The organism is Prochlorococcus sp. G5PB11, assembly GCF_059772425.1.
In genome coordinates, this window is sequence record NZ_CM186287.1 from 1,422,658 (window position 1) to 1,446,528 (window position 23,871).

29 protein-coding genes are annotated in these 23,871 nt (G+C 32.4%); 20 read left to right on the forward strand and 9 right to left on the reverse strand.

What is annotated here, in order from left to right:
• Positions 1–186 precede the first annotated feature (186 nt).
• The gene (locus AC6EI0_RS08275) at positions 187–495 is read left to right on the forward strand and encodes a hypothetical protein (RefSeq protein ID WP_498520189.1); all 309 of its coding nucleotides are present in this window, start codon (positions 187–189) and stop codon (positions 493–495) included.
• 195 nt (positions 496–690) lie between these two features.
• On the opposite strand, the gene AC6EI0_RS08280 is transcribed toward AC6EI0_RS08275, so the two are convergent.
• Positions 691–903, reverse strand: a complete 213-nt coding sequence (locus AC6EI0_RS08280) for a hypothetical protein (protein WP_498522099.1) — start codon at positions 901–903, stop codon at positions 691–693.
• A 997-nt stretch (positions 904–1,900) separates the two neighbouring features.
• Here AC6EI0_RS08280 and AC6EI0_RS08285 point away from each other — a divergent pair.
• The 3 genes from AC6EI0_RS08285 (at position 1,901) to AC6EI0_RS08295 (ending at position 3,845) form a co-directional block, all read left to right on the forward strand.
• On the forward strand, positions 1,901–2,296 hold the full coding sequence (locus tag AC6EI0_RS08285) for a hypothetical protein (protein ID WP_498522100.1): 396 nt from the start codon (positions 1,901–1,903) through the stop codon (positions 2,294–2,296).
• Positions 2,296–3,405 (forward strand): NAD(P)-binding protein, encoded by a 1,110-nt coding sequence (locus tag AC6EI0_RS08290; protein ID WP_498522101.1) that lies wholly within the window; start codon positions 2,296–2,298, stop codon positions 3,403–3,405. Before AC6EI0_RS08285 ends, AC6EI0_RS08290 begins: the two co-directional genes overlap by 1 nt.
• A 164-nt stretch (positions 3,406–3,569) precedes the next feature.
• Entirely contained in the window at positions 3,570–3,845 is a 276-nt protein-coding gene (locus AC6EI0_RS08295; protein WP_498522102.1) for a hypothetical protein, read from the forward strand.
• 49 nt (positions 3,846–3,894) lie between these two features.
• Here the strand turns inward: AC6EI0_RS08295 and AC6EI0_RS08300 are convergent, their stop codons facing one another.
• Positions 3,895–4,197, reverse strand: coding sequence for a DUF8638 family protein (locus AC6EI0_RS08300; RefSeq protein WP_498522103.1), 303 nt, complete (start codon positions 4,195–4,197; stop codon positions 3,895–3,897).
• A gap of 246 nt (positions 4,198–4,443) precedes the next feature.
• The gene (locus AC6EI0_RS08305; RefSeq protein ID WP_498522104.1) at positions 4,444–4,800 is read right to left on the reverse strand and encodes a DUF2237 family protein; all 357 of its coding nucleotides are present in this window, start codon (positions 4,798–4,800) and stop codon (positions 4,444–4,446) included.
• A gap of 498 nt (positions 4,801–5,298) precedes the next feature.
• Between AC6EI0_RS08305 and AC6EI0_RS08310 the strand changes: the two genes are divergently transcribed.
• The gene (locus AC6EI0_RS08310; protein WP_498490915.1) at positions 5,299–5,406 is read left to right on the forward strand and encodes a high light inducible protein; all 108 of its coding nucleotides are present in this window, start codon (positions 5,299–5,301) and stop codon (positions 5,404–5,406) included.
• Between the two features lie 61 nt (positions 5,407–5,467).
• On the opposite strand, the gene AC6EI0_RS08315 is transcribed toward AC6EI0_RS08310, so the two are convergent.
• The gene (locus tag AC6EI0_RS08315; RefSeq protein WP_498522105.1) at positions 5,468–5,638 is read right to left on the reverse strand and encodes a hypothetical protein; all 171 of its coding nucleotides are present in this window, start codon (positions 5,636–5,638) and stop codon (positions 5,468–5,470) included.
• 265 nt (positions 5,639–5,903) lie between these two features.
• Here AC6EI0_RS08315 and AC6EI0_RS08320 point away from each other — a divergent pair, with 265 nt between their 5' ends.
• From AC6EI0_RS08320 to AC6EI0_RS08340, 5 genes are all read left to right on the forward strand, one after another.
• A complete protein-coding gene (locus tag AC6EI0_RS08320; protein ID WP_498522106.1) occupies positions 5,904–6,029 on the forward strand; it encodes a hypothetical protein in 126 nt (41 codons plus the stop codon).
• Positions 6,030–6,208: 179 nt separating this feature from the next.
• Positions 6,209–6,367, forward strand: a complete 159-nt coding sequence (locus AC6EI0_RS08325; protein WP_498522107.1) for a hypothetical protein — start codon at positions 6,209–6,211, stop codon at positions 6,365–6,367.
• Between the two features lie 148 nt (positions 6,368–6,515).
• Complete coding sequence (locus tag AC6EI0_RS08330) at positions 6,516–7,061, forward strand: DUF4912 domain-containing protein (protein ID WP_498522108.1); 546 nt, start codon at positions 6,516–6,518, stop codon at positions 7,059–7,061.
• 99 nt (positions 7,062–7,160) lie between these two features.
• The gene (locus tag AC6EI0_RS08335) at positions 7,161–7,577 is read left to right on the forward strand and encodes a hypothetical protein (RefSeq protein WP_498522109.1); all 417 of its coding nucleotides are present in this window, start codon (positions 7,161–7,163) and stop codon (positions 7,575–7,577) included.
• Between the two features lie 114 nt (positions 7,578–7,691).
• The gene (locus tag AC6EI0_RS08340; protein ID WP_498522110.1) at positions 7,692–8,357 is read left to right on the forward strand and encodes an SDR family oxidoreductase; all 666 of its coding nucleotides are present in this window, start codon (positions 7,692–7,694) and stop codon (positions 8,355–8,357) included.
• Between the two features lie 16 nt (positions 8,358–8,373).
• On the opposite strand, the gene AC6EI0_RS08345 is transcribed toward AC6EI0_RS08340, so the two are convergent.
• The gene (locus AC6EI0_RS08345; protein WP_498522111.1) at positions 8,374–8,643 is read right to left on the reverse strand and encodes a helix-hairpin-helix domain-containing protein; all 270 of its coding nucleotides are present in this window, start codon (positions 8,641–8,643) and stop codon (positions 8,374–8,376) included.
• Between the two features lie 251 nt (positions 8,644–8,894).
• On the opposite strand from AC6EI0_RS08345, the gene AC6EI0_RS08350 reads away from it, so the two are divergent.
• Positions 8,895–9,566: a nucleotide-binding protein gene (locus AC6EI0_RS08350; RefSeq protein ID WP_498461937.1), complete on the forward strand. Its 672-nt coding sequence runs from the start codon at positions 8,895–8,897 to the stop codon at positions 9,564–9,566.
• 219 nt (positions 9,567–9,785) lie between these two features.
• Here the strand turns inward: AC6EI0_RS08350 and AC6EI0_RS08355 are convergent, their stop codons facing one another.
• Positions 9,786–11,621: an ABC transporter ATP-binding protein gene (locus AC6EI0_RS08355; protein ID WP_498522112.1), complete on the reverse strand. Its 1,836-nt coding sequence runs from the start codon at positions 11,619–11,621 to the stop codon at positions 9,786–9,788.
• A gap of 749 nt (positions 11,622–12,370) precedes the next feature.
• Between AC6EI0_RS08355 and AC6EI0_RS08360 the strand changes: the two genes are divergently transcribed.
• The 3 genes from AC6EI0_RS08360 to AC6EI0_RS08370 all read left to right on the forward strand — a co-directional run bounded on the left by AC6EI0_RS08360 (position 12,371) and on the right by AC6EI0_RS08370 (position 14,303).
• Entirely contained in the window at positions 12,371–13,435 is a 1,065-nt protein-coding gene (locus tag AC6EI0_RS08360) for a glycosyltransferase family 4 protein (protein WP_498522113.1), read from the forward strand.
• Between the two features lie 206 nt (positions 13,436–13,641).
• Positions 13,642–13,812, forward strand: coding sequence for a hypothetical protein (locus tag AC6EI0_RS08365; protein ID WP_498522114.1), 171 nt, complete (start codon positions 13,642–13,644; stop codon positions 13,810–13,812).
• A gap of 173 nt (positions 13,813–13,985) precedes the next feature.
• Positions 13,986–14,303, forward strand: coding sequence for a DUF3303 domain-containing protein (locus AC6EI0_RS08370; protein WP_498461940.1), 318 nt, complete (start codon positions 13,986–13,988; stop codon positions 14,301–14,303).
• Between the two features lie 76 nt (positions 14,304–14,379).
• On the opposite strand, the gene AC6EI0_RS08375 is transcribed toward AC6EI0_RS08370, so the two are convergent.
• Positions 14,380–14,556 (reverse strand): hypothetical protein, encoded by a 177-nt coding sequence (locus tag AC6EI0_RS08375; protein WP_498522115.1) that lies wholly within the window; start codon positions 14,554–14,556, stop codon positions 14,380–14,382.
• A gap of 517 nt (positions 14,557–15,073) precedes the next feature.
• Here AC6EI0_RS08375 and AC6EI0_RS08380 point away from each other — a divergent pair.
• From AC6EI0_RS08380 to AC6EI0_RS08390, 3 genes are all read left to right on the forward strand, one after another.
• Positions 15,074–15,481: a cupin domain-containing protein gene (locus AC6EI0_RS08380; RefSeq protein ID WP_498522116.1), complete on the forward strand. Its 408-nt coding sequence runs from the start codon at positions 15,074–15,076 to the stop codon at positions 15,479–15,481.
• 547 nt (positions 15,482–16,028) lie between these two features.
• Positions 16,029–16,769: a GTP cyclohydrolase I gene (gene folE / locus AC6EI0_RS08385; RefSeq protein WP_498522117.1), complete on the forward strand. Its 741-nt coding sequence runs from the start codon at positions 16,029–16,031 to the stop codon at positions 16,767–16,769.
• A 568-nt stretch (positions 16,770–17,337) separates the two neighbouring features.
• Complete coding sequence (locus tag AC6EI0_RS08390; RefSeq protein WP_498522118.1) at positions 17,338–18,462, forward strand: THUMP domain-containing class I SAM-dependent RNA methyltransferase; 1,125 nt, start codon at positions 17,338–17,340, stop codon at positions 18,460–18,462.
• Between the two features lies 1 nt (position 18,463).
• On the opposite strand, the gene AC6EI0_RS08395 is transcribed toward AC6EI0_RS08390, so the two are convergent.
• Positions 18,464–18,850 (reverse strand): phage holin family protein, encoded by a 387-nt coding sequence (locus AC6EI0_RS08395; protein ID WP_498522119.1) that lies wholly within the window; start codon positions 18,848–18,850, stop codon positions 18,464–18,466.
• Positions 18,850–19,314: an ElaB/YgaM/YqjD family protein gene (locus tag AC6EI0_RS08400; protein WP_498522120.1), complete on the reverse strand. Its 465-nt coding sequence runs from the start codon at positions 19,312–19,314 to the stop codon at positions 18,850–18,852. Before AC6EI0_RS08400 ends, AC6EI0_RS08395 begins: the two co-directional genes overlap by 1 nt.
• A 216-nt stretch (positions 19,315–19,530) precedes the next feature.
• Between AC6EI0_RS08400 and AC6EI0_RS08405 the strand changes: the two genes are divergently transcribed.
• The 3 genes from AC6EI0_RS08405 to smc all read left to right on the forward strand — a co-directional run bounded on the left by AC6EI0_RS08405 (position 19,531) and on the right by smc (position 23,832).
• On the forward strand, positions 19,531–19,668 hold the full coding sequence (locus tag AC6EI0_RS08405) for a hypothetical protein (protein ID WP_011294050.1): 138 nt from the start codon (positions 19,531–19,533) through the stop codon (positions 19,666–19,668).
• A 92-nt stretch (positions 19,669–19,760) separates the two neighbouring features.
• A complete protein-coding gene (locus tag AC6EI0_RS08410) occupies positions 19,761–20,150 on the forward strand; it encodes a hypothetical protein (protein WP_498522121.1) in 390 nt (129 codons plus the stop codon).
• Positions 20,151–20,226: 76 nt separating this feature from the next.
• Positions 20,227–23,832 carry a chromosome segregation protein SMC gene (smc, locus tag AC6EI0_RS08415; RefSeq protein ID WP_498522122.1) on the forward strand — a complete coding sequence of 1,202 codons (3,606 nt, stop codon included), beginning with the start codon at positions 20,227–20,229 and terminating at the stop codon, positions 23,830–23,832.
• Positions 23,833–23,871 lie beyond the last annotated feature (39 nt).

The following is a 23,871-nucleotide window of genomic DNA, read 5'->3' on the forward strand; positions in this document are numbered from 1 at the left end:
TACTCGTTAAAATGAATCTATAAGTACCCTAGCTAGATCTTTTTGGCTAATTCTTATATAGCATTAATTGGAGATCACAGAACGAGTTATCAAATATTTTTCACTTAAATCATTATGTTCATTTGGTCATTCCAATTATTATTATTAACCTAGTAAACTAGAATGATTAATAAAATAGGTTAACTGATGTCTGAAAACTTAACCCCAGATTGGTCCTCAGAGTTTGAACATTACAAGAAACTATCCAGAGAAGTAGTTACCAAAGAAGACATAATTAATTTTTTTAATCAGAATCAGAAAGCTTTTTATCTAGATAACTTCTCTTCTAGCTGGGGCAATATGATGGAGGAATATGCGGTTAAAGAGAGTGTGAGTTTAGATCAATTAAACAAACTTGAGGAAATGCAATGGCAGGAGATGCCTGAATCATTAAAATTATTTGCCTATGATTTTTGTATCAAGAATGGGTTTTGTTTTACTGGTACATCGAGTTAATGTTAGGATTAAATTAACATAGTTAGAATTAAATAATAATTGGTAATTCCTTGCTACCATTAGTTAGCTATTCTGTAAATACTATAGTAATACATAGGTCTAATAATTATTCTATTTAAGATCTCCATAAGAAAAGAAAATCGATGAAGTTTTATTTTAGAATTTTTTTAATAAACTTTTCAGAATTAATAAAAATCATTGATTAATATTTCCTTTTCTTTTATCTTTTAATCTCTCTCGATTGGAAAGCCAAGATTTAAAGTTTTCATCCTCTACTTTTTCTCTCCACTCTTTGGAGGATATTGGTAGTTTTGTTTTTTTCTTTTGCCTTTTATTATTCAAAGTTAAATATAAATTTAAATAAGCAGCTATTAATATTAGAATAAGGAAAATGGAATTGATATTCATTTTAGACTTTTTACTTTCCTCACCAAAGTATAATCAATCTAATGCAATAAGTATATGATGTAAAACGATTGGGTCGTTTTAAGATTGAGAAAGGATCTTTTTATTGATTTACACAAAACCTGTTACTTTAATAAATAGTTCATTTTTCTCAGTTGATTTAGATAAATCTAAGAGAATATAATATCTTCATTCTCCTCTTATATGCAGTGCCCCTAACTAATAGTTCAAGCGAGTGGTAACTGGCATCATCGCTTAGAACATTTATACACTCTGTAGACATAGGTTTAATCCGAGATATCAATCTCCCCAACATTGTTAAATTTAACCTAGGCTAAAGCTTTCTCATTCTTTTTGATAGGGTAGAATTTATCACAATTGATTCATGCAAATCTTAATAGGTAGACGTTTAAAATACGAGTCAGATAGTCTTAATATTTTCTCAAAACGGATGTATTTGACTGTGATATCTCTAACAACATAGGCAATTGACCCTCTAGAGGAGGTTATCAGACTGAAAAAAGTCGTAATGCTTTAATCCTTTCCACTAATCTCTTCAACCTTATAAAAATAAAATTTACGACGATGTTGATTTCATTAAATGCTTCTCATATCTCTACTTTTTGATAATCGTTGTAAACAATTGGTTTGTATAGTATTGAATGATCAGGGAGAGTAAAAAATTTTTTCATAGATAACCCATGATTCCGGAATGCTGAGAGAAGCAACAGTAGAAACATTAATTGATTATGATTAGCTGATGTATTAATCACTACCCTAAGCTGCTGCTTAATTCGGTTCTTGAAAAAAGTATCAACCGGATTTATAGCTTTTGATGGAAGTGATTAATATGATTACCCTCAGAGACTAATTGCTTATTGATTTAAATCAATTGCCGATACTTTTTTTTTTCTATATAATTCAACTGAATGATATTAATTTGATAATAACATTCAAGGTTGATTTTAAAAGCTATTCGCTGGTTCTATAAAAGCAATTTATGAATATAATTAAAAAAAAATTATTTATATTAATAACCATAGGATTTTTTTCCCTTAACTTCTTACATGTATCATCTCTTCAAGCGATAGAGTTTGATTTAACAGCAGCTCAAAATTCCGTAGGTAAGAGATTTGCCAGTAAATTTTGCGAAGTAAAGGAAAAGGGTTTTTCTGCAGAATCTTCAAGTGAGTTTGCATTAAATAATACTTACTTAAAATTTGTGGCTTTTCCTGATGATGAAAAATTTATTGAGGATCTATGGGAATTTACCGTAGAGAGAATTCGAAACGATTGTGGGAACTATTTAAGTGAGAGTGAAGAAAATAATTTAAGAGATTTTTTTAAAGAAGAAGGAGAAATTGCTAGTAGTCGTGACTTATACCTTCCAAATTGATGAATAAAGTTTATGATTTTATAGTTATAGGCGCAGGCATATCTGCTTGTACGTTTGCATCATTTCTAAACAAAAGATTTTCTGATGCTTCCATAATGTTAATTGAACATGGCAGGAGAATTGGTGGTAGAGCTACAACAAGAAAATCCAGGAAAAATCAAATTCTTGAATTTGATCATGGATTACCATCTATTATTTTTAGCAAACAAATATCACAAGATATACTTAACTTAATTGCACCATTAATAAATTCAAGAAAATTGGTAGATATATCAAATGATATTTTAATGATCAATCAATTTGGTGAGATAAGGAATGAATCTAATAATTATCGATACTACAGGAGTTTACCTTTTATGATAAATTTTTCTCAGGAAATACTTAATCAATCTATTAACCCTAAAAAAATAAATTTTTTATTTCAAACACTGACTAAATCAATTAAACGCATTAATAATATATGGGAGATAAAAGTTAATCAAGGTAGGTTTATCAAATCTAAAAATCTTATTCTATCAAGTTCTTTAATAGCACATCCTAGATGCTTAGATATTTTGCAGATTAATTCTGTACCACTGCGGGATGCTTTCACCCCAGGTGAAGACAAGGTCGTTGATTGTGTATTACGAGAAATAAGAAAACAAAATTACATAAGTCGAAAAATTTATATTTTCCATATTTCTAATTCTGCAGTAGTTAAAAACTTTAATCATCAATATTTACATATACGCTTTTCAAAAGTGATTATGGATAATTTAAATTTTGAAAGAATCATTTTTCAAAGGCAATCTGATGGTTCTATGATTCTTGCTTTGCACTGCTTCTATATTAATAATTTTATAGATCTTAATACTGAGAGTGTTGCTAATTCATTGAGATCAGTTTTTGAGAATCATCCAAGATTTTTAGACTTATTTTTACAGGCAAGACTTATAGATAAAATGGATTGGAGAGCTTCTCAACCTCTTAACCCCCTACTCCCTAAGCAGTTACAATGGTCCCAAAATAGTCAAATTGGTTTTTGTGGAGATTGGTTTGAGTTGAATAGTTCTTCAGGATTAGAGACAGCTATGAAGAGTGCAATCAGATTGGCTAAATTGATTAACTGAATCTACTTTCTATAAATTTTTTTTAGTCATGATTCGAAAATTTCGAAATTCTTACTGACGATTTTTAAAATATTTTAGAATAATCATATTTTCTTAGAAAATATGATTTCTGACTTGCTTTATTTATGAGTAGTAGATATATATGATTTGTATTAATTTTTACTATGATTACGGTCGTTTTTCTGCTTTTTCTAGGTCTGGCGGGTTGGACTTTCTCAACATTAATGAGTAAAGGAAAGCATCAAGAGGAGATTACAAGAGAGTTGGGAAATATTTTAGAGAGCTTAAAGTTGCTTACTTCTTCTATTACTGCACTTGTAAAACTTTTGATGAAGGATTCTATTTCTTCTGCTAAGGAGGAGGACTTTAAACCGATCAGTTCTAATGTTGTAGATTTATTAAAGCTCGAAAAGAATGTAAAAGAAGAAGAAGCTGCTTAATCGCTTTACCTGAATAGTTAAGCATCGATCTAAGTTGGTCTTAATAGTCTCAGCTTCTTCTAACCCATGAAGGTGCTCCCGAGAACCATTCTCCTAGATCATCATGGCTTGGATCGTATGTTGAATGAGGTTCTTCTGAACATAGATTTAGTCCATTAAGTAATTTATCTATTGGATTAGATAGATGTTTGTTTCGTTGGATAAGTGAGGCTTTTCTAAGCCAATTAGATACATTTTGATTCTTTGCCGCATATTTATTGATGTAAATTCTTTCTTGAAGAGTGACTTGATCACCCTTAGCAAGTCTATTTAATATTTCTTGTATTCGAAGACGAGAAGATGTGGTCAACATGATTCATTATCTATTTTATTCTTTCTAGCTTGAAATATATGAAGTGCAAGTTGGGTTGGTTTAAATTTATAATTAATTTCTATTTCTATAAATTTTTTCTAATATCTATTGAGCCTTAATATTCTTTTTTTGATCTAAAACTAATATTAGCCTTTCTAGGCTGTACCAAATTATTTTAAAATATAAAGAATAATTATTTAAGGTTAATTAATCACGCAAAAATTGCTTTGAAAATGTTATTGCCAGTCAATTGTATGAAAATTGTTTTAAGGTTTCTATTTTGATTATTTGTAGTGTACTTTCTTCTGTTGCTTCAAGATCAACCAAAGGAGCCATTCCATCGTCAAATGCTTCTTTCCATCGAGGAGCACAAAGACACCAGCGATCGCCTTCTTTTAAACCTGGAAATCCTACTTGAGGCGAAGAGAGATCATTCCCCTGAGCTTTGCTGTATGTAAGAAATCGCTCAGTCATAACAGCACAGACCGTATGCATTCCTCTGTCAGATAAATCTGTTCTACATGTCCCATCTCGATACCATCCTGTCATAGGACTACAACTACAAGATTTGAGTTCAGTACCTAAAACATTTTTCTGCGACATGAATTGTTGTTACTTATAGTATCTGTAATATAGTTATTTACTTCTAAATATTTCTAATTTTCATTTTTATGTCAATTTACCGTAGACATTCTAATGAAGTCAAATTAAAATTGTTCAATTTCTCGCAAGTAGTTTGTGAGTTCTGTTGCAAATTCAAAATTCATTAATTCATTTATATTGGCATTACTGTTATGTGAATTAAAGAGATGCTTGAAACCTGAATTTAAAATTTTTTTATCTTCTATTTTTTAACTGATGAGACTTGCCATTTCTCTCTTCGATAGTACAATTGTATTATCTACGCATTACTCCTCGTGGAGATTTTATCTATTCTTTTGATTTTGCAAAGTGTACTTTTAGTTTCTTCAGGAAGTCCCTCTACTCCTTTATCAAATTAAATTTCCTTTAGACCTTTTAATTTTTTTTAAGGTAAGTTCGTTCGGTATTCCGCTCTCAATCAGTTTGTTGATTTGGTTATATTTATTTTTTTATTATTTCATGAACTCAGGCGCAGAACGTTTTAACGGATTGATGGCTATGTTAGGCATAGTCGCAGGTATTGGGGCTTACGCAACTACTGGTCAGATAATACCAGGAATTTTTTAACTAAAAAAAATCAGTTAATAGATGGGATTAATCTATTAACTGAGAACAATTACAATAGCAATCAGTCTTTATCCGACTTCTTTGAGATGTCTAATGCAGGTGCATTCATACCATCATAATCAGGACCAACCATGAGTCCTACGATTGCAAACAAAGCAATAAATGCGATACCTATAATAGGGGCAGTTGGAGCGGGAGTGGATAGCAAACCGCCAAGGATTAGTTGACTCATCTGAGTAGAGATAGGAATATTGTTTTAGCGACTAATTTTTCTTAACGCGTCATAGAAGACTAATTCTACTTTATTTATTTATTTTTCATCTTTATGAACTCACGATATATTTGGATTATTTATCATTTACTTCCTAAGTCATAAACGATTTAGCTTCTAACCTATCCACAAAGGTTAGATTACTCATTACACAATTAATCTTCTTTTTTCAGAGAAACGTAACCGAATTTACCGACATACAGAATTTTTTGGCTATTATTTAATCATGTTTATTAAAGGAGGTGATCCATTGTCGCATCTACCAATTGGTCAAGAGTCAATGGAAATGAGAAGATTTGTCAGTTCTATTGCTCCTGCCTTGAAAGGTTTTATCATTAATAGATTTATATAGTTACCTTTGTCTATTAATTAACTTGCCAGGTACTATGTGCCTGGCTTTTTTATTAATCATTTTTTTCTCAAGATCTATCTTGCAATGATATTTGCCCAGGTTCAAGACTTTTTACTTATCTCTTGATATATATTCTATAAAGGCTAGAGTGAAGTATAAAAGTAATTTTTCTTATTTCAATGTATAATAAAGAAAAAATTGAGGTTGCAGAACAAAGGATACTCGAGTTGAAAACTTTAATTAATCACTGGAAGACAAGCAATATTTCATCTAGAAGAGCTACTGTAGATTTTGTAGAGTCAATTCTTACTGAAAGGCAGGAGACCCAAGCAGCCTAATTCGATATACTTTGTGTTCATCAAAATATTTATGTTATCTATTTATACCTCACCTATCTTTTTATGTATTGAGCAAAAAAATTTTTATAATAATATTTTATGCTAAAAAACTAAAAATTAATTATAATGCTAAATAATTTTCAAACAAATGAAAATTTCTCTAAATTTAAACTTAAAAGAATTTTTTTGGAAAACTTTAAATAAAGTAACTAATAGCTTTAGTAATTTAACAGTTAATAATCTTGGCAATGGTTATATCAAATGTTGTTGGGAGATTAGCCCTGTTGATAATTTCAGGATTGAGTTTGGTAGAAGTTTTTTTTATGCAATTAGATTATTTGATATTAGTAATAATAGCAATAAAGATAATTCAACTTGTATTATGAAAGAGATTCAGGTAAGTAAATTTCAATCTTCTATTTCATTCCCTATTCCTATAAATAAAGGTAAGTATTATTTTGAGTTTGGCTATCGTAAGAAAAATGGTGAATGGAGAAAGCTCTCACACAATTACCTTAATTTGGGATATAGGATAAAAAAAATAACCAAATCTTTCGACAATGACAATTGGTTTGATTCTGAAATTATAGTTGGGAATACCGATCAAAGTCTTCATGAAAAGTCTTATCAACTTGCATTAAATAAACGAATTGGTGGCTCTGAGAATATTTCTCATAAAAAAGAAGATTTTTAAATTCAATTGATGAAGATAAATTTTTTTATTAAACTTTAATTTAATTTACCTTTATCAATTTCTAGATTTAAACTATAAAATAAGTAAAATTTTGGAATAATGTCAAAGGACTGGCCTCTGTTACAAACTTTAAAATATCATGCTTTTAGCAATATTGATATTGCTCAGATTTTTAATTATTTAGAAACTTTAGATTACGATTTAAATAAAACTAATTATCTTGGTTTGATAATTTCTAAAAATGAAAGATTAGCAAAATATTTTTTTCTCAGAGACCAATTAAGATTTGGAATCAATTCTTCAGATAAGACTTTATACATAAATGAAATTTTTGATCAATGTATAGATTGGAATGAGTTTTGGCGATTACTTGTAATAAAAAAAGGTTTTTGCTGTATTCGTCTGTCAGGAGATTTACGAAGCAAAACAAGATTTGCTTTTTTATATGGTCCAAATATTCTTTCAGGATCTTCATCAGCTTTTTGCGATTCTATTTATGAAGATCAAAATTATTGATCAGGCTGTTTTTAATTATCAAGAATTTTTTTATATATTTTTTTTGTCGCAATTTTAATTCTTCTCGTTTTTTTTATTTTTTTGCTTTAATCTTGTGAAAGATTAAAGCTTATTTTGTCTACTTATCTAATTACAGGCGCCAATAGAGGTATTGGTTTAGAACTTGTTCGTCAATTGAAAGCTAGAGGAGAAGATATAATTGCTACATGTAGATCGTCATCTTCAGAATTGAATGCCTTGTCAATAAGAGTTGAAACGAATATTGATATCACTTCTGGAGATTCCGTTACTAAGCTTAGAGAGAATTTAAATGACACTAAAATTGACGTCTTGATTCAAAATGCTGGAATTGCAGAATTTACTTCTCTTGAAAATTTAGATCCTCAAAGTATTCTTCATCAATTTGAGGTCAATGCTTTAAGTCCTCTTTGTTGTGTACAAACTATGCTAAGCCGTCTCAGTGATTCCGCAAAAATAGCTTTAATAAGTAGTCGTATGGGTTCAATAGAAGATAATATTTCTGGTGGTTCTTATGGATATAGGATGTCTAAAGTTGCTTTATGTATGGCTGGTAAATCTTTAGCTGTTGATTTAAAGCCCAAAGGTATTTCGGTGGCAATTTTACATCCAGGTTTAGTAAGTACTCGAATGACTGGCTTTACTTCAAATGGCATTCAGCCTGAACAATCTGTCAAAGGACTGATTCAAAGAATTGATGAACTTACACTTGAGAATACTGGCACTTTTTGGCATTCCAATGGTGAGATTTTACCTTGGTAAAAGAATTTTCTTATATTTATATCTTACCTAATGTTTTTCTTAAATTTTCAATAAAGCTAATACCAACTCCAGGGATATTTAACAGTTCCTCATCGGATGCTGAGATAATTGATTTTGGCGTCATGTAACCAGCTTTATAGAAATTATTGCAGTTTTTTGTTCCTATCCCTGGAATAGATGTTATATTTTCGAATCTATCTGATAATTTTTTTTCGTGTTTATTGAAAATGTGAGAAATCTTAGAAAGTTTTCTTTTTGTATTTAATAAAATCTTTTCGATGAACATTTATATGTCTAGAAGATCTTATTAAATATGCATTAGAAAAAACTTCTTGCAAGGATAAATATTTTCTTTTGATGACTAATTTATGAATTATGGCAGTAGAAAGTATAAAAAAATACAAAATAATATATAAATATATGTATTTCTTATGCTTTTAATCGTTTATTATTAGTATTGCTTGATTGGTCTTTGCTTGGCTACTTGACTTTGCGACTAAATCCTGCAAATTATTTTTAGATATAGATTCCTTACCTTTGTTCATAACTATATGTGGTCAAAAAGGTGGAGTAGCTAAAACTTGTACCTCAATTCATTTGGCAAGTGTTTGGAATTCTCAAGGGAAAAACGTTTGTCTAGTTGATGCTGATAGAAATCGATCGGCTCTTGCTTATGGCTCAAGAGGTAATCTTAAATTCAATATAGTCCCTGTAGAAGCAGCTGCTAAGGCTACGAGATTATCAGAAATTGTGATAACTGATGGTCAAGCGAGTACTGATGAAGAAGAGCTAAAACATTTAGCAGCTGGGTCTGATCTTGTTCTTTTGCCCACCGCCCCAAAAGCTAGATCGGTTGAATTAACTGTCGAATTAGCATCTTTATTAAAACAGTTAAATATTCCTCATGCAGTTTTATTAGTTAAGGTTGATTGTCGCCAAAAGCGAATTGCGAATGAAGCTAGAGAGGCCTTAGAAAAATTTGATTTAACGGTCTTAGAAGGTGAGATTCCTTTGTTATCAGCTTTTGATAAAGCAGAAAATCAGGGCGCCGCCGTAATTGATGCAGTAGATGATAAAGGTCGATCCGATCCCAGGCGAATGTCGGGTTGGTCGGCCTATTGCTCCATCGCTAAACAAATTCAATGCCAGATTTCGAAGCACTTGTCAGACATCAACAAACCAGTCGAAGACCAGCTACTGAGCGCTTAAAAGTAGTTGAAAAACTGCCTATCTCTACTCAATCACCTACTACTGATGGGAAAAATTTGAGTACTTTATTTTTTGGGTTCTTTGGAGGTATATCTGGATCAATAATTGGAACAGGTTTAATGCTGTATCTTTCAAATAAAGGTTTGATAGATTTGAAATTATTTTTTTAAATTTTGTTTTTTTTTCATATATTTTTTGATATTTTTCAATGTATGTAATTTATATATTTGATTTATGTGTTTTTTTCGCTATTTGTACCATGTCATAAAAAGTTTTAGATTGTTTTAGTAGATGATGATAATCTCCAAAGGCATTGATTCTTCCATCTTTAAATTCATATATACAATCTGACCTTTCAATCGTAGATAATCTGTGAGCAATCGTTACTATTGTGCATCGTCTACCTATAATTTCAATTGCATCCATTACCTCTGCTTCTGTTCTGTTGTCTAAAGCGCTAGTCGCCTCATCTAAAACTAATAATTTTGATTGCCTATAAAAAGCTCTTGCTATGGCCAATCTTTGTCTTTGTCCTCCAGATAGCCTGACGCCATTGTCACCAATTGATGTATTTAGACCCATTGGCATGTCAGATACTAATTCTGCTAATTGAGCTGCCTTTAGTGCATCCCAGACTCTTTTAACATCTATTAATTCTTTATCTAATCCATATGCGATATTTTCAATAATATTGCTGTTTAACAAAGTAATTGATTGTGGAACATAAGAGCAGCAATCCTGCCAAGCTGGAACTTCTGTATCGTTAACTTTAATCCCATCTAATAAAAGTTGTCCATCTGTTGGTCTAAGTAGACATAGTAGTTGGTTGGCTGTGGTGGTTTTTCCGCTTCCTGTTTCTCCAACAAAAGCTATTCTTGACCCAATGGGGATAGTAAGATTTATATCTTTTAAGGTGTATTCCTTGCTGTTGGGATATTTGTAACTCAGTTGTTCAAGCTTGATGTTATTCCTGGGTTCAATGCCTTTTTTTGTTGGAACTCCTATTGATCTTTTCGTTAGTCGACTTGATGGAAGTTCTATTAATTTCAGGATCTCTTCTAAATCAGGAATTGATGCACGCATAGAAGTTAGTGCTCTAAAGGAATCTTGTAATGGAGGAGTTAGTTTTAAGGCAGCTACTGCAATTGTTGCTAAAAATGGAACTATCTCAATAAGTATTGAAGTGTTTTGCCCAGTTATGTAAGGGAAAAGACCAATTGCAAAAATCAATGTAATACCAAATGGCTCTATTAATGATCTAGGAAATTCAGGTAAAACTTCAGCTTTCCAAATAAAAGGGAAAGAGTTTTTACCTGCTAATTTATATCTCTTTTCAAAATATGATTCTGAGCCAGTGAGGTGCACATCTATAATTGTCCTCATTGATTCAGTTAGAATATTGTTTGTTTCTTTCTCTAATTTGATTCTTTGACGAGAAGAATATCTTATAAAAGGTGTTACAAATAACGAAATAAAGATATAAAAAATTAAGAGACTAATAATTAAATAAAGAGCTATCGACTTTGCTATGAGAAGAACAGCAATACATATAAACGCAATCACACATAACCCACTAGAAATTTGAAGGATTGGCCTTACTAAAAATTCTGAGACTCTAGAGATATTTATTAGAACTTTTGATGATAAATCAGATTTTTTCTTGTCCAAGAAAAATTCATATGGTTGAGATAGTAATTTTTTCTGTGCTAATTCTGATAAGTCTCGCCAAACTGCTACTCTCAGTCTTTCTTGGGCTGCTTTAAGAAATAATTTAGAAAATGATGCCAGCCAATTCATTCCTATGTATATAACCACTAAAATTATGACTTTTGTTTTTGGGTCTTCAGGTATAAAAGTTTGAAATGGTAAGGGTGGTTGATTGGGTTGGCCTATAAAAACAGTAAATAATCTAGAAACAATTCCAACTACAATTACATCTATTAAGCCAGTCAAGGCTGCTACAGGAATTAATTTCAATAGAGACCTTCTTCTTCTAACCGGCAATGCCCTAAGTAGGCGCATCAATAGACGATATGTTTTGCTTGTACCAATCATTTAATAAAATTACTTACTTTTGAGAAATTGTTTATGCCTATTCAGCCAGTTCCTTGGGTGTTTGGTTTTCAGTCTTTTAGGGCAAAGCTTTGAATTTTACAAAGAAAATTTGGAGAAAGTATTTTTTAGAGATGATAAATTTTTTTTAATTTAAAAATTTTTACAGTGTAATTTATATTCAAAACTAGATTAATATCTTTTATTTGCTATTAAACTAACTAAGAAGATTAATATAATAAGTGGTAATAAATAAATCATAATCATAAAACCAGATAACAAGACAATTAGACTTAAAGAGATGAAAAATCCTATTAGTATAATTCTCAGAAATCTTTTGATTTGATTCAGCCAAAATATACCTTGAGTTTTTTCTAGATTGATTTGCAGCTCTTTGCGTCTAAGATATAGTTCTCTTAGTTCTTTTTGATGCCAGTTAATTGAGTCCTCTAATTTTGTTTTGTATACATTCTTTCCGATCTGCTCTATAAAATTATTTGATCTTGAGAATGTGGATCGCAATTTTACAATTTGTGCCTCCATAAGGGCTTTGCTACTTTCTGATATTTTTTTTTCTATCTCTACGATATTAGTATTTATTTGATCTTGTAAGGAAAAATTATCACTTGAATGATATTTTACAATTTCACAACTATTGTTTTTATTGTATTTAAAAAATTTAAGAAAAAAGTTTGCTCTAAACATTTGAATGACTATTATCTAAGATAGATCTCAATGCGTATATTATAACCATGACTTCTATAGTTTTTAATGGTAGCTACATTACAAAAAAAAATACAGGTATTGGAGTCGTTTCTAAAGATTTACTAAATTCTTTTTCACCCCATAAAATCACTACACTTATTCCAAAAGATATCGGTATCAAAGGTGATATTTATATACCTAATAACTTATCTCCAGGTTCAGGCATCAAAAGTCATTTTAGAAGATTGTATTGGCTTCAAAATGCTGTTCCAAAATTAATGAATAATTTAAATGCTGAATATTTTTTATCACCATTATTGGAAGCGCCATTATTTACTAATATTAAATCTGTTGTTCTGGCTCATGATTTAATACCAATTAGGTACCCTACGATATCATTTTTAACTTTATACCATTTAATTTATATTCCTTTGATTTTAAAACAAGCAAAGATAATTTTATGTAATTCTATTTCTACTGCTCATGATTTAAATAAATATTATAATGTGCCTATGCATAAATTATTTCCAATTAAATTAGGATTTGATAATGAAAAGTTTTATCCAATAAAAAAACAACGAAAAAAATTTTTTTTGATTATTGGTAGGCATAATCCACATAAAAATTTGCGTAGGCTTATCCAAGCATTTGCATATGCAAAAATAAATGATTATAAGCTTGTTTTTGTAGGACCTTTTGATAAGAGATATACACCAAGTCTTGTAAAATTAATTGATAAATATAATTTACAACATTTGTGTATTTGGAAAGGCTGGATTGATGATGATGAAAAGTTATCGTTATTAAACGAATGCCATGCACTCATCATTGTGAGTCTTTGGGAAGGATTTGGCCTTCCAGCTCTTGAGGCAATGGCTTGTGGAACGCCAGTTATTGCATCTGACAGAGGTGCTCTGCCTGAGATACTTGGAGATTATGGTTATTTAGTGAATCCATGTAATATTCAATCAATTTCTTTGGCTATGAAGGCCGTTATAGATGATAAAAAATGTTTCGAACATGCTCTTCAAGAGGGCCCGGCAAGAGCTGAATCTTTTAGTTGGTTTGATACTGCTAGAACAATCGAAAAGATTATTCAAAAACTTGATTAACCTTTATTTTTAAAGTTATTATTTAGAAATCCAAGTGGGGGTAAAGAAAATATTGAAATCATCAAATATCGAGAGAATTTTATGATTTGATTTCATTATTATTTAGATTCAAAAAATTATTACGTTATTGATTGGTTCCTTTTCCTGATAGTCTATCAATCTTAATTTATTACTGCTATTATGATTTTTCTAAGAATATTTTAGAAATGCCTAGTCGAAAATCAAAAAAAAAAGTAACTTCTAAAATAACTCAAGCAGTCGAAGAAAACAAAACAACACCGAGAACTGCAAAAATTGTTCTCTTTGTTTTTGGAATAGGTCCTCTAATTCTTATGTGTTTATTTTTATTCTCGAACGGATTTTTCAACTCTCCTTGATGATTTGATTAATCTAGGAAAGACGGTGCGTAATTTTTTTTCGGCTATAAAAATCAGCTCCTAGGAATTTCTATAGCTTTTGTCTTCTTTTTATAACATCATTTGTTTATTGATCGATATATCAACAATTTATTTTTTGGTTCCAGCTAAAGTTAGTTTTTACTTTACGCCTAATGCAACTCTATTTAGTTGATTGTCAGTTCACTGATATTGATAATCAAATTGCTGCTTATAAACAGTTTGTAGAATTTTGGGAAAATGGAGAGATGTCTAAACAAGATAAATTTGATGGGTTTGAAATGCTTTTCCGTGTCCATGCACCTGGAGAGGGTCGCGTTGTGATTCTCTGCAATGCAAATGGTGATAAGGAACTTTTTCAACATTTTGCTCCATGGAGAGCTCAGTTTGGTATAGATATGGAAATTACTCCGGTTATCAGCTGTCAAAATGTTGTGGACTATCACAAGGACTTATTTGCAAAAATGTCTTAAATCTACCCAACAAATCTATAGCTATATAATTCTTGACTCTAATTTATAAATAGATAATAAATTGAAAAAAATTGACTTATTTTTTAGAGAGTGCGTTTCCAGATGCCCATATATTTTTGAAGCCAGCTTTATCCTTGAGTAATCGTATAGGAAGTGTAACCAATATTGCTAATGCGATTAAAGCAAAAGAGTCGGTTGTAAATCTAGCAACGCCCCAATCGGATGAAGCTAAAGCAAAAATAGGTAAATGCATGGATTCAATTATTTTATAAGATATTATCAGAATATTTATTATAAATCTAATTACTTATTAAAAATTATTGTAAGCAATAAAGATATAAGAGGTTTATTAAATAAAAAATTACTTAATAACTTATAGAAGCTTAATTACATCTTTTTTAAAGATAATAGTATCATTTTAATTTCTTTATTTGTTAATAGATGGATTTAGATATTCTATTGGATTGTTTTAATTATTTCTTTTTTAGTCTGGTAATGCAGGCTTTATAGAAATAGATCTTTAGCTTTTACAGAAGGTATTAAGAAGTGGCACTGTTAGCTGTAATGCACAAGTGTTTCTTGGGGCTAAGTTTGTAATTTGAAAAGATTTATCTAGGCTAATGACAAGCGATACAATCATTTTCTGGATCTATTCATCGCCTAGCCCATTTGTATTAATTTAGACTTCTCAAATTTTTTGCAGTGTATACAATCAAGTTTCATTCAATTAAAAATTAATGCTTCGAAAGATCTTCAGCCTTTTAGCCTGTATGGCTTTCGCCTTGATGAGCTATTCGCCGATTGCTATGGCAGTTGATGAGAAGCCTCCTGTAGATGTACAAGAGCTTTTCACAAGCACAAAACCAATTTACGGAGAATCTTTCACATACCCGGAAGGTAAAGGTGAAATGAGGCTTTATAAAGTTGATGTTCAACCAGGTGGCGTTGTCCCTCTTCATTTTCATGAGGCACCATTAACTGGTTATATCGATGAAGGTCAATTAACACTAAAGACTAAGAAAGGTAAGAGTACAACTTTCATGGAGGGAGATTCTTTTGTTTTATCTGCTGATACTCCTCCTCATACCATGGCTAATAATGGAAAAGTACCTTCAGTTATGTGGGTAGTTGTAGCAGCCGCTGAGGGAGTTCCTACTCTCACTAATGTTGAAGGTTAAATAGTTTGTTTGCAGCCGATTGTTATCGGAAGCCGAAGGGCTGATCTGGGTCAGCCCTTTTTGATATCTTTCAAAGTATTGAGAATTTTTTTTCAGGAGAATTATTTGATTTACCTGAACTTTTCCCCACATCTATATTTTGACAAGTTTATCAATAACCCTACTTCTCTTAATGGAAAGATAGAGGACTTTTCAGTTCTTGTGGATCAATTGTGTAATAGGAATCCTGTGGATCAATTGTGTAATAGGAATCCTCCTTTAAAATTTGAAATTAGTTTCTAGATCTGTTTTGAATTATTTATTGTAGTAATTCTGGCTTGCCTTGAAATTGCTTTATCGGAGAATTATGAGATTGCACCTTGAACAGATACTTGGCGTATTTATTGCCCTAAAGAACCTTGCGCTAAATTGAAAAGAACACTTTCTAGCCTAAAGGGATCAATAGATGAATACACCTTTAAGCAACCTTTGTGTCTCGGTTTGTGGACTTGATATGTTAGTGTCATTAGCTGGTTGATTGTTTATTGATTCCTCACAATAAGGGTTTATGACTTCTACTACAAAAATTGAAGAAATTGACGATAATTTTAATCCGCTTTCTCAGCATTTAACTTCAGAAGTTATTCGTTCTCGTCTTTTGAAGGAAGGCGTTTCTTTTTTCGCTAATGACAATATCGCTGATCATATTGAACCAGGTGAGATAGAGGATTTAGAAGCTGAAGTTGCAGGCAGAATAAGAGATTTATTAAAAAGTTTAATTATTGATATTGATAATGATCACAACACATTAGAGACGGCAGAAAGGGTCGCTCGGATGTATATCAATGAAGTCTTTAAGGGCAGATATCATAAACAACCAAAAGTAACAAGTTTCCCAAATGTAAAAAATTTAGATGAGATATACACTGTCGGACCAATGACTATCAGGTCTGCCTGTTCTCACCATTTTGTACCAATTATTGGAAATTGTTGGATTGGAATTAAACCTGGGAAAAGAGTGATTGGTTTATCCAAGTTTTCTCGAGTTGCAGATTGGGTTTTTTCTAGGCCACATATTCAAGAAGAAGCTGTGATGATTCTTGCTGATGAAATAGAACGCCTATGCGAGCCACAAGGGTTGGGAATCATAGTTAAAGCAGATCACTATTGTATGAAATTAAGAGGTGTCAAAGAATCACATTGCAGTATGGTTAATTCGGTTGTAAGAGGCGATTTCAGACACGATCCAAGCTTAAAACAAGAATTCTTTGAACTCGTCAGACAACAGGAAACAGCCTTGTCTAGATAGTTGAATTAATTCCTTTTTGTCAATACTTTGCTTTTACTTGGGTTGAATCAAGTCAATATTTTTTATGTTTTTGAGACGCTTGAGAATTGTTTGTAGGAGAAATATTGGATTTTGCCTTGATTTTCCCGCAGTTTTACTATCGAATTTTTCCTGCATATTTTCCCGCAACTTTATTTTTGAGTTTTTTTGAGATGCTAAGACTCAATTCATAGCAATTAAAAAGGAGGCCTTACAGCCTCCACGGATCAATTGGGTAATAAGGCTGACCTAACCCCATCTCCTAAAAGATCAAGCAGCAACAGGGGCTGTTTGACGGGAGAAACTAACGATGTTGTTAGCAGTTATGGTTTTGCTCTGACCGAGCAGGCTTCAGTCATTCGCCTGATACCCCGTCGAAGCCATTGCAGCCCCATTGATGGAGCTGAGCGGAATCGAACCGCTGTCCGAGATACTGGTGTGAATCACCTAGTCCATTGGAAAATAGACACTTACATTCTGGCAGATCTTTTGGAATTAATCGATTAGTGTTCAAAGAACTTTTGTGTCCTTTCTAAATAATTTAAAAGCAATGAAAATTGTTGCATCTATTTCTCAAGGTCTTGAAAAAGAGGGTGCAAAAGAGTTGATAGAACTTGGAGCTAAATCAGTTAAAGCTTCAAGAAGGCATATATCATTCGAAGCTGATATGGCTTGTTTATACAGAATACATTTGCGATCTCGATTGTCTTTTAGATTTCTAAGAGAGATTTTTAGATTTCCTTGTAATGGCCCGCATGAACTTTATAGCGGTGTTCAAAGGTCAATTGATTGGGAAAATTGGCTTCACCCTAAGCAAAGTTTTCGAGTAGATGTCACTGGATTTGGAGCAGGATTATCACATACTCATTTCACTGCTTTGCAAGTAAAAAATGCAATTATTGATTTACAAAGAGAACGATGGGGTTCGCGTTCAAGCATCGATTTAAATAATCCAGATATTTGTTTTCATTTGCATTTGTCAAATGATCAAGCCTTTTTGAGTGTTGATGGATGTAATTCGAGTCTTCACAAAAGAGGTTATAGACCAGCTGTTGGAATGGCTCCAATAAAGGAAACATTGGCTGCTGGTTTAATTCGAATGACTGAATGGGATGGAACTATTAATTTGGTAGATCCATTATGTGGTTCTGGAACATTTTTGATTGAAGCGGTAAGCATGTTGCTTGGAATCCCATCTGGGTTGTATAGACAGTTTTTATTTAAGAATTGGCCGGATTTTGATATCTCCATATGGGATAAAGAACTAAAAATGGCACAGAAGATGAAACCCTTAAATAAGAAATTACCTAAAATAATTGGCTGCGAAGTTGATGAAATGATTTACATTTCCGCTACTGATAACGTAAGAAAAGCTGGCTTGGAAAATCATATAGAAATTATCAACTGCCCTTTTCAAGAATTTCAATTACCCTCTGGGCTAGGACTTTTAATTTGTAATCCTCCCTATGGGAAAAGAATAGGAAATGAAAATGAACTAGCTATGCTTTATCAAGAACTAGGTCAATATTGCAAACAAAAAGCCTCTGGCTGGAATCTTTGGTTACTTAATGGGAATCCACACCTAAGTAAACATTTGGGGATGAAAGCATGTCAACGTTTTCAAGTAAATAATGGTTCTATCGATTGCCGGTGGTTGAATTATAAAATTAATTAGTTTAATTTTTTCCTAAAACAGCTTTTGTGGTTTTTGCAATTCCTTCCCATGTTTCTGGCAGGTAAGGACCTTTTGCTAGATATCCTCCAATTCTGAGACTCATCCCCGCCAATACAAGATTTATAAGCACTAAAATTAAAATTGTTGATTTGTTGTCTAATTCAAGTAAGTCCCTGAGCCAATATCCAAGAAATAATTCAGAACCAAGTAAGGCAAATAACATCAGCACCCCTCCACTAGCCAAGAAAATCAACCCACTAATAAGTCGGCGTTTTTCCCTGTCCATTTCTTGCAGCGCAATGCGAACATGAAGGTCCATTACGGAACTTGCTAATGCAGTAACTCTTGCTGCAGCTCCTATCCCTTTTTTGCGTTCTGAGTTGGTCATTAATTTCTTCTGCCTCCACCAAGCAGTATGCCAAATAAAACTCCAATTCCAGCAGCAATTCCTATGGCTAAGAGGGGCCTTTTTCTTACTGGTTTCTCAATTCGTGGTCTTAGCGTACTGTTTAATTCATCTAGAAGGTTTTCAAGCTGTTTTTCGAGAGGTTCCAAAGACTCTGCTAGCCCTCTAGTTGTGTCAGTTGCAGAATGAAAAATTTCTTCCAGTTGTTCTTGTACTCCAAAACTGTTTTTACCTGAGTGTATTGATATGACATTGATTAAATCTTCGAGACTTCCTTTAGTTGCTTCTAATGTTTGTTTGGCTAAATCTGGCCATCTTTCTTGAATTTTTGGCAATAAATTATCAAATTGTTCATTGAACCATTGCTCTGGAGACTTTTCAGAAATAGCTTTTTCAGCCTCGACTGAATTTGATGTTGCAGAAGACGAGGAATTCACTGATTCCATAAACCTAAAGGTTTATTAGAGAATAGAGAGATATTGCCCTAATCGAAACCCCTTAATTGGTTCAATTTTGAAAGTTCCTTTAAAAGAATCTTTTTTTTTAAGTTTTATATGTTTGAACTCCATAATTTCATGAGAATTTTTCGTCGTCTTTGCTTACAAATATTGCTATTCGAATACGTATAGTGCTAAACGTCATGCATATCTCCTAAATAACCCATGGGCGTCGGAATCTCATCAATGGTTTTTGCTTCTAATACAATCCCTACTGACTTTGGCCTAGTCTTAGCCGCAATAGCAGGCGCTGGAAGTCTTCTTTTAATTGCTCTTAGGTTTGTACCTGAGGCAAAAAGCTAAAAGGTTTATCGTTCTGCAATTTGTATTTTGGAGATTTCCTCCTGATATGTTTTTGTGGGAAATTATTTGTTAGCTTTGAATTATTTTAAAAATTGAATACTTTTGGCAATGAAAAATTTTTTAGGTGGGTTTTATTAAGACATACCGGGGCACCCGATGATGAAGCTGGTATTCACTTTGATTTTCTTTTAGAAGATAAAGATTTTTGTAGAACTTGGCGATTGAATAAAATCCCATTATTAGATGGACCTTATGTATCTTCTGTATATATCGCTCCTCATAATCTTTATTGGCTAGATATTGAAGAAAAGGTTGTGTCTGGTAATCGGGGATTTGCAACTAGAATTAAAAAAGGAATTGTTTTGGAATCTCTACCATCTGTTGAGAATAGTTTCATAAATTTATCCCTAGAGTGGGGAAAGGTTGAATCTAATTTGGTAATTGATGAAAATGGTTTTAAAATTCTCAGCAAAAGATATTAATTATTTCTTGTAAATCAGAAAGGCTTGAGTTTTTCTCATATTTCGCTAACGTCATTCTTATTGTGGATGCATTCTATTGGTTCATATCAACCACGTAGATTTGTCTCATTTCAAGTCCTTTGGTGGATCGATGTCGATTCCACTTGAAGAGGGCTTTACAGTTGTAACAGGTCCAAATGGTTCTGGTAAAAGCAATATTCTTGATGGAGTTTTATTTTGTTTAGGCCTTGCAAATAGTCGAGGTATGAGAGCTGATAGATTACCCGACTTAGTTAATAGTGGCGTATTAAAAGCTGGAAAATCCTCGGAAACAAAAGTAACTGTTAAATTTGATTTAACTGATTGGCAGCCCGATGATGCCGAAGAAGGTATAGAGCCTACTGAGGAAGGTCCTTGGATTAAGCCCAATCAAAAAGAATGGATAGTATCAAGAAAATTAAAGGTTATGCCAGGAGGATCATATGCTTCCACCTATAGCGCAGATGGTCAGACTTGTAACTTACAGCAATTACAAACCCAATTAAGGCGCCTAAGGATTGACCCTGAAGGTAGCAATGTCGTTATGCAGGGAGATGTTACTCGAATTGTTTCTATGAGTAATAAAGATCGTAGAGGGCTTATAGACGAACTTGCTGGGGTAGCACTATTTGATGCTCGTATTGATCAAACTCGTACAAAGTTAGATGATGTTTATGAAAGGCAAGAACGTTGTCGCATTGTTGAACAGGAACTTATTCTTTCCAAACAGCGTTTGCAAAAAGATTGTGAGAAAGCAAGTTTATATAAAGATCTGAAAAATCAATTATTAATTGGCAGAAAGCAAGAGTTAGTTTTATCGTATGAAAATGCAAAAAAGGGGTTGGAAAAATTAGATGTTGATCATCAGGAATTAATTAAAAAAGAAAAATTAGATGCAGAAAAGTTACTTAAAAATGAAAATGATTTAAGTAAATGTATAGAAAAATTAGATATTTTACAAAAAAATGTTAAAGAACTTGGTGAAGATCAATTGCTCGAAGTTCAAGGTAAACTAGCAGGAATTGAATCTCAACATAGAGAGCTAGAAAGACAAGGTCTTGCTCATAAAAATGAAGGACAAAAATTACAGGAATCTAGAAATAATCTAATCCAGAGAAAGAAAGATTATCAAACTGATTTACAAATTAAGTTGAATGAGATTAATCCTAAAGATTTAGAGGAAGCTGACTTAAGATGTAAAGAAGCTGAGGCTTGGGTTGAATCTTCTAGAAGGAAGCTTTCAGATGTAGCAGGTCGTTCTGGTGCTTGGATAGAAAAACATCAGAAAGCCAGAGATGAACTTCAAAAAATCCGATTGGAATTAGATCCTAAAAGACTAGAGAAACAAAATATTGAAGAAAGTTTATTGCAATTAAATGTTATTTTAAAAGAATTAGAAACTGATCAGAAAACTGATGAATCCTCCAATGATAAAGTTCATATAGAAATTAATAATCTGAATAAGGAATGGGATAATGTTTTAAGTTCAATATCAATGAAGAAAGAAGAGTTTCAAGAATTAGTTTCTGAGAAAGGCATACAAGAGCGCACTAAACACAGATTAGAGAAGGAACAAGTAAAGCTTCAAAATGATATTGCTCGTTTAGAAAGTAGGAAAGAAATTATATCCGAAAGCCGAGGGACAAATGCAATAACTTTATTATTAAAATCTGGGATAGAAGGTATACATGGACCTGTTGCGAATTTAGGCGAAGTTGAAGATCGTTATCGAATTGCTCTAGAGGTCGCTGCTGGAGCACGACTTGCGCAAGTTGTTGTTGATAACGATCAAATTGCTGCAAAATCAATTGATCTTTTAAAACGAAAAAGAGCTGGAAGATTAACTTTTTTACCTCTTAATAAGATTTTAAAAAACTCTCAACATAGGTCCGATGTATTTCAGAGATCTGTTCACCTTAGTCACAATAAAAATACTGGCTTAATTGGTAAGGCTATTGACTTGGTTCAATTTGATTCAATATATAAAGATGTTTTCTTGTATGTATTTGGGGAGACAATTGTTTTTAGTGACTTGTCATCAGCTCGTGATCAAATTGGCATAAAAAGAGCTGTCACTTTAGAAGGTGAATTGTTAGAAAAGAGTGGAGCAATGACTGGTGGAAGTTTAAATAATAGAGCCTTGGGTTTGAGTTTTGGAAGAGCAAAAGATAGCGATGATTGTGATGTATTGAAGATTAGATTATTAGAAATTGGCGAGACCTTAGTCAATTGTCAAAAAAACGAAAGTCAACTCATCCATAAGCTAGATAATCTAAGGACTCATCTAAGTACATTAGAACAAAAGAAAGCAGCACTTGATGCCGAAAGAGAAACTTCTAAAAGATCAAATTCGCCTTTATTAGAACGCCAAAGTAATCGCTCAAAAAGGATTGAAGATCTAAAAAAATCTAAAAAAGAAAAGCTATTTCAATTAGAATCAATTAATTCGAGTATTAAACCTTTAGAGGTCGTTTTATCAGAAATTGAGAAGGAAGAGAAAACAATAGAAAAATCAAGTGACGCATCTGTTTGGTCTGAATTACAAAATGATTTAGAAGATGCTGATAAAAATCTTCTTGATTTTAGAAATAAAAGAGATGAGATTTCAAATAAGCAATCCCAAAACAAGCTTGCGATTGATCGATTAAATGATCAAGAGGCTTCTTTAATCAGCGAAGAAAAACGTTTAAAGGATTCTATAGATAATCTTGCCTCTGCTCATACCGCTTGGCGTGAGCAAAGCAATCTACTCAACACTAATCGGCAAGATTTGATCAATCAACAGAAAGATTTAGAAATTCGCTTTGGTGAACAACGAAAAGAAAGAGATTGTGTAGAAGCTGATGTGGCTAAAAAAAGATTGAACCTACAAGAGATGCAATGGAGTCTTCAACGTTTAAGGGAAGATCAAAAAAATTTGAAGGAAGAAATGCGTATGGAAACCATTCGATGTAGTGAATTAGAAAAAAAGCTTCCAAACCCAATGCCCATGATCTCAGATGAAATTAGAGATCATGGGCTAGAGGCTTTACTGTCTCACTTGAACGCTTTGCAGAAAAGGATGGAAGAATTGGAACCTGTGAATATGCTTGCACTGGAAGAATTGGCCAAATTAGAAGAGAGACTTAATGAACTTGAAAACAGACTTCAAGTTCTCACCGATGAAAGGTCAGAGTTATTGCTCAGAATAGAGACTGTTTCAACCTTGCGTCAGGAAGCTTTTATGGAGGCTTTTCAGGCAGTTGATATTCATTTTCGTGACATTTTTTCAAGTCTCTCTGAGGGTGATGGACATTTGCAACTGGAGAATCTTGATCAACCTTTGGAAGGTGGTTTGACTTTGGTTGCTCATCCAAAAGGTAAACCTGTAAGACGGCTTGCTGCTATGTCAGGAGGAGAAAAATCATTAACTGCTTTGAGTTTTCTTTTTGCCTTGCAACGTTTTAGACCTTCCCCTTTTTATGCTCTCGACGAAGTAGATAGTTTTTTGGATGGAGTAAATGTTGAAAGGTTAGCCGCTTTAATCTCCAAGCAAGCTGAGCATGCACAATTTCTTGTCGTAAGTCATAGAAGACCTATGATTGGAGCCTCAATGAGGACTATTGGAGTTACGCAAGCGAGGGGAAATCATACTCAAGTTGTTGGGTTGCCAATCGCAGCTTGATTGAATTTACTAAGATGGTCCAAAATGGTTTTACCAATC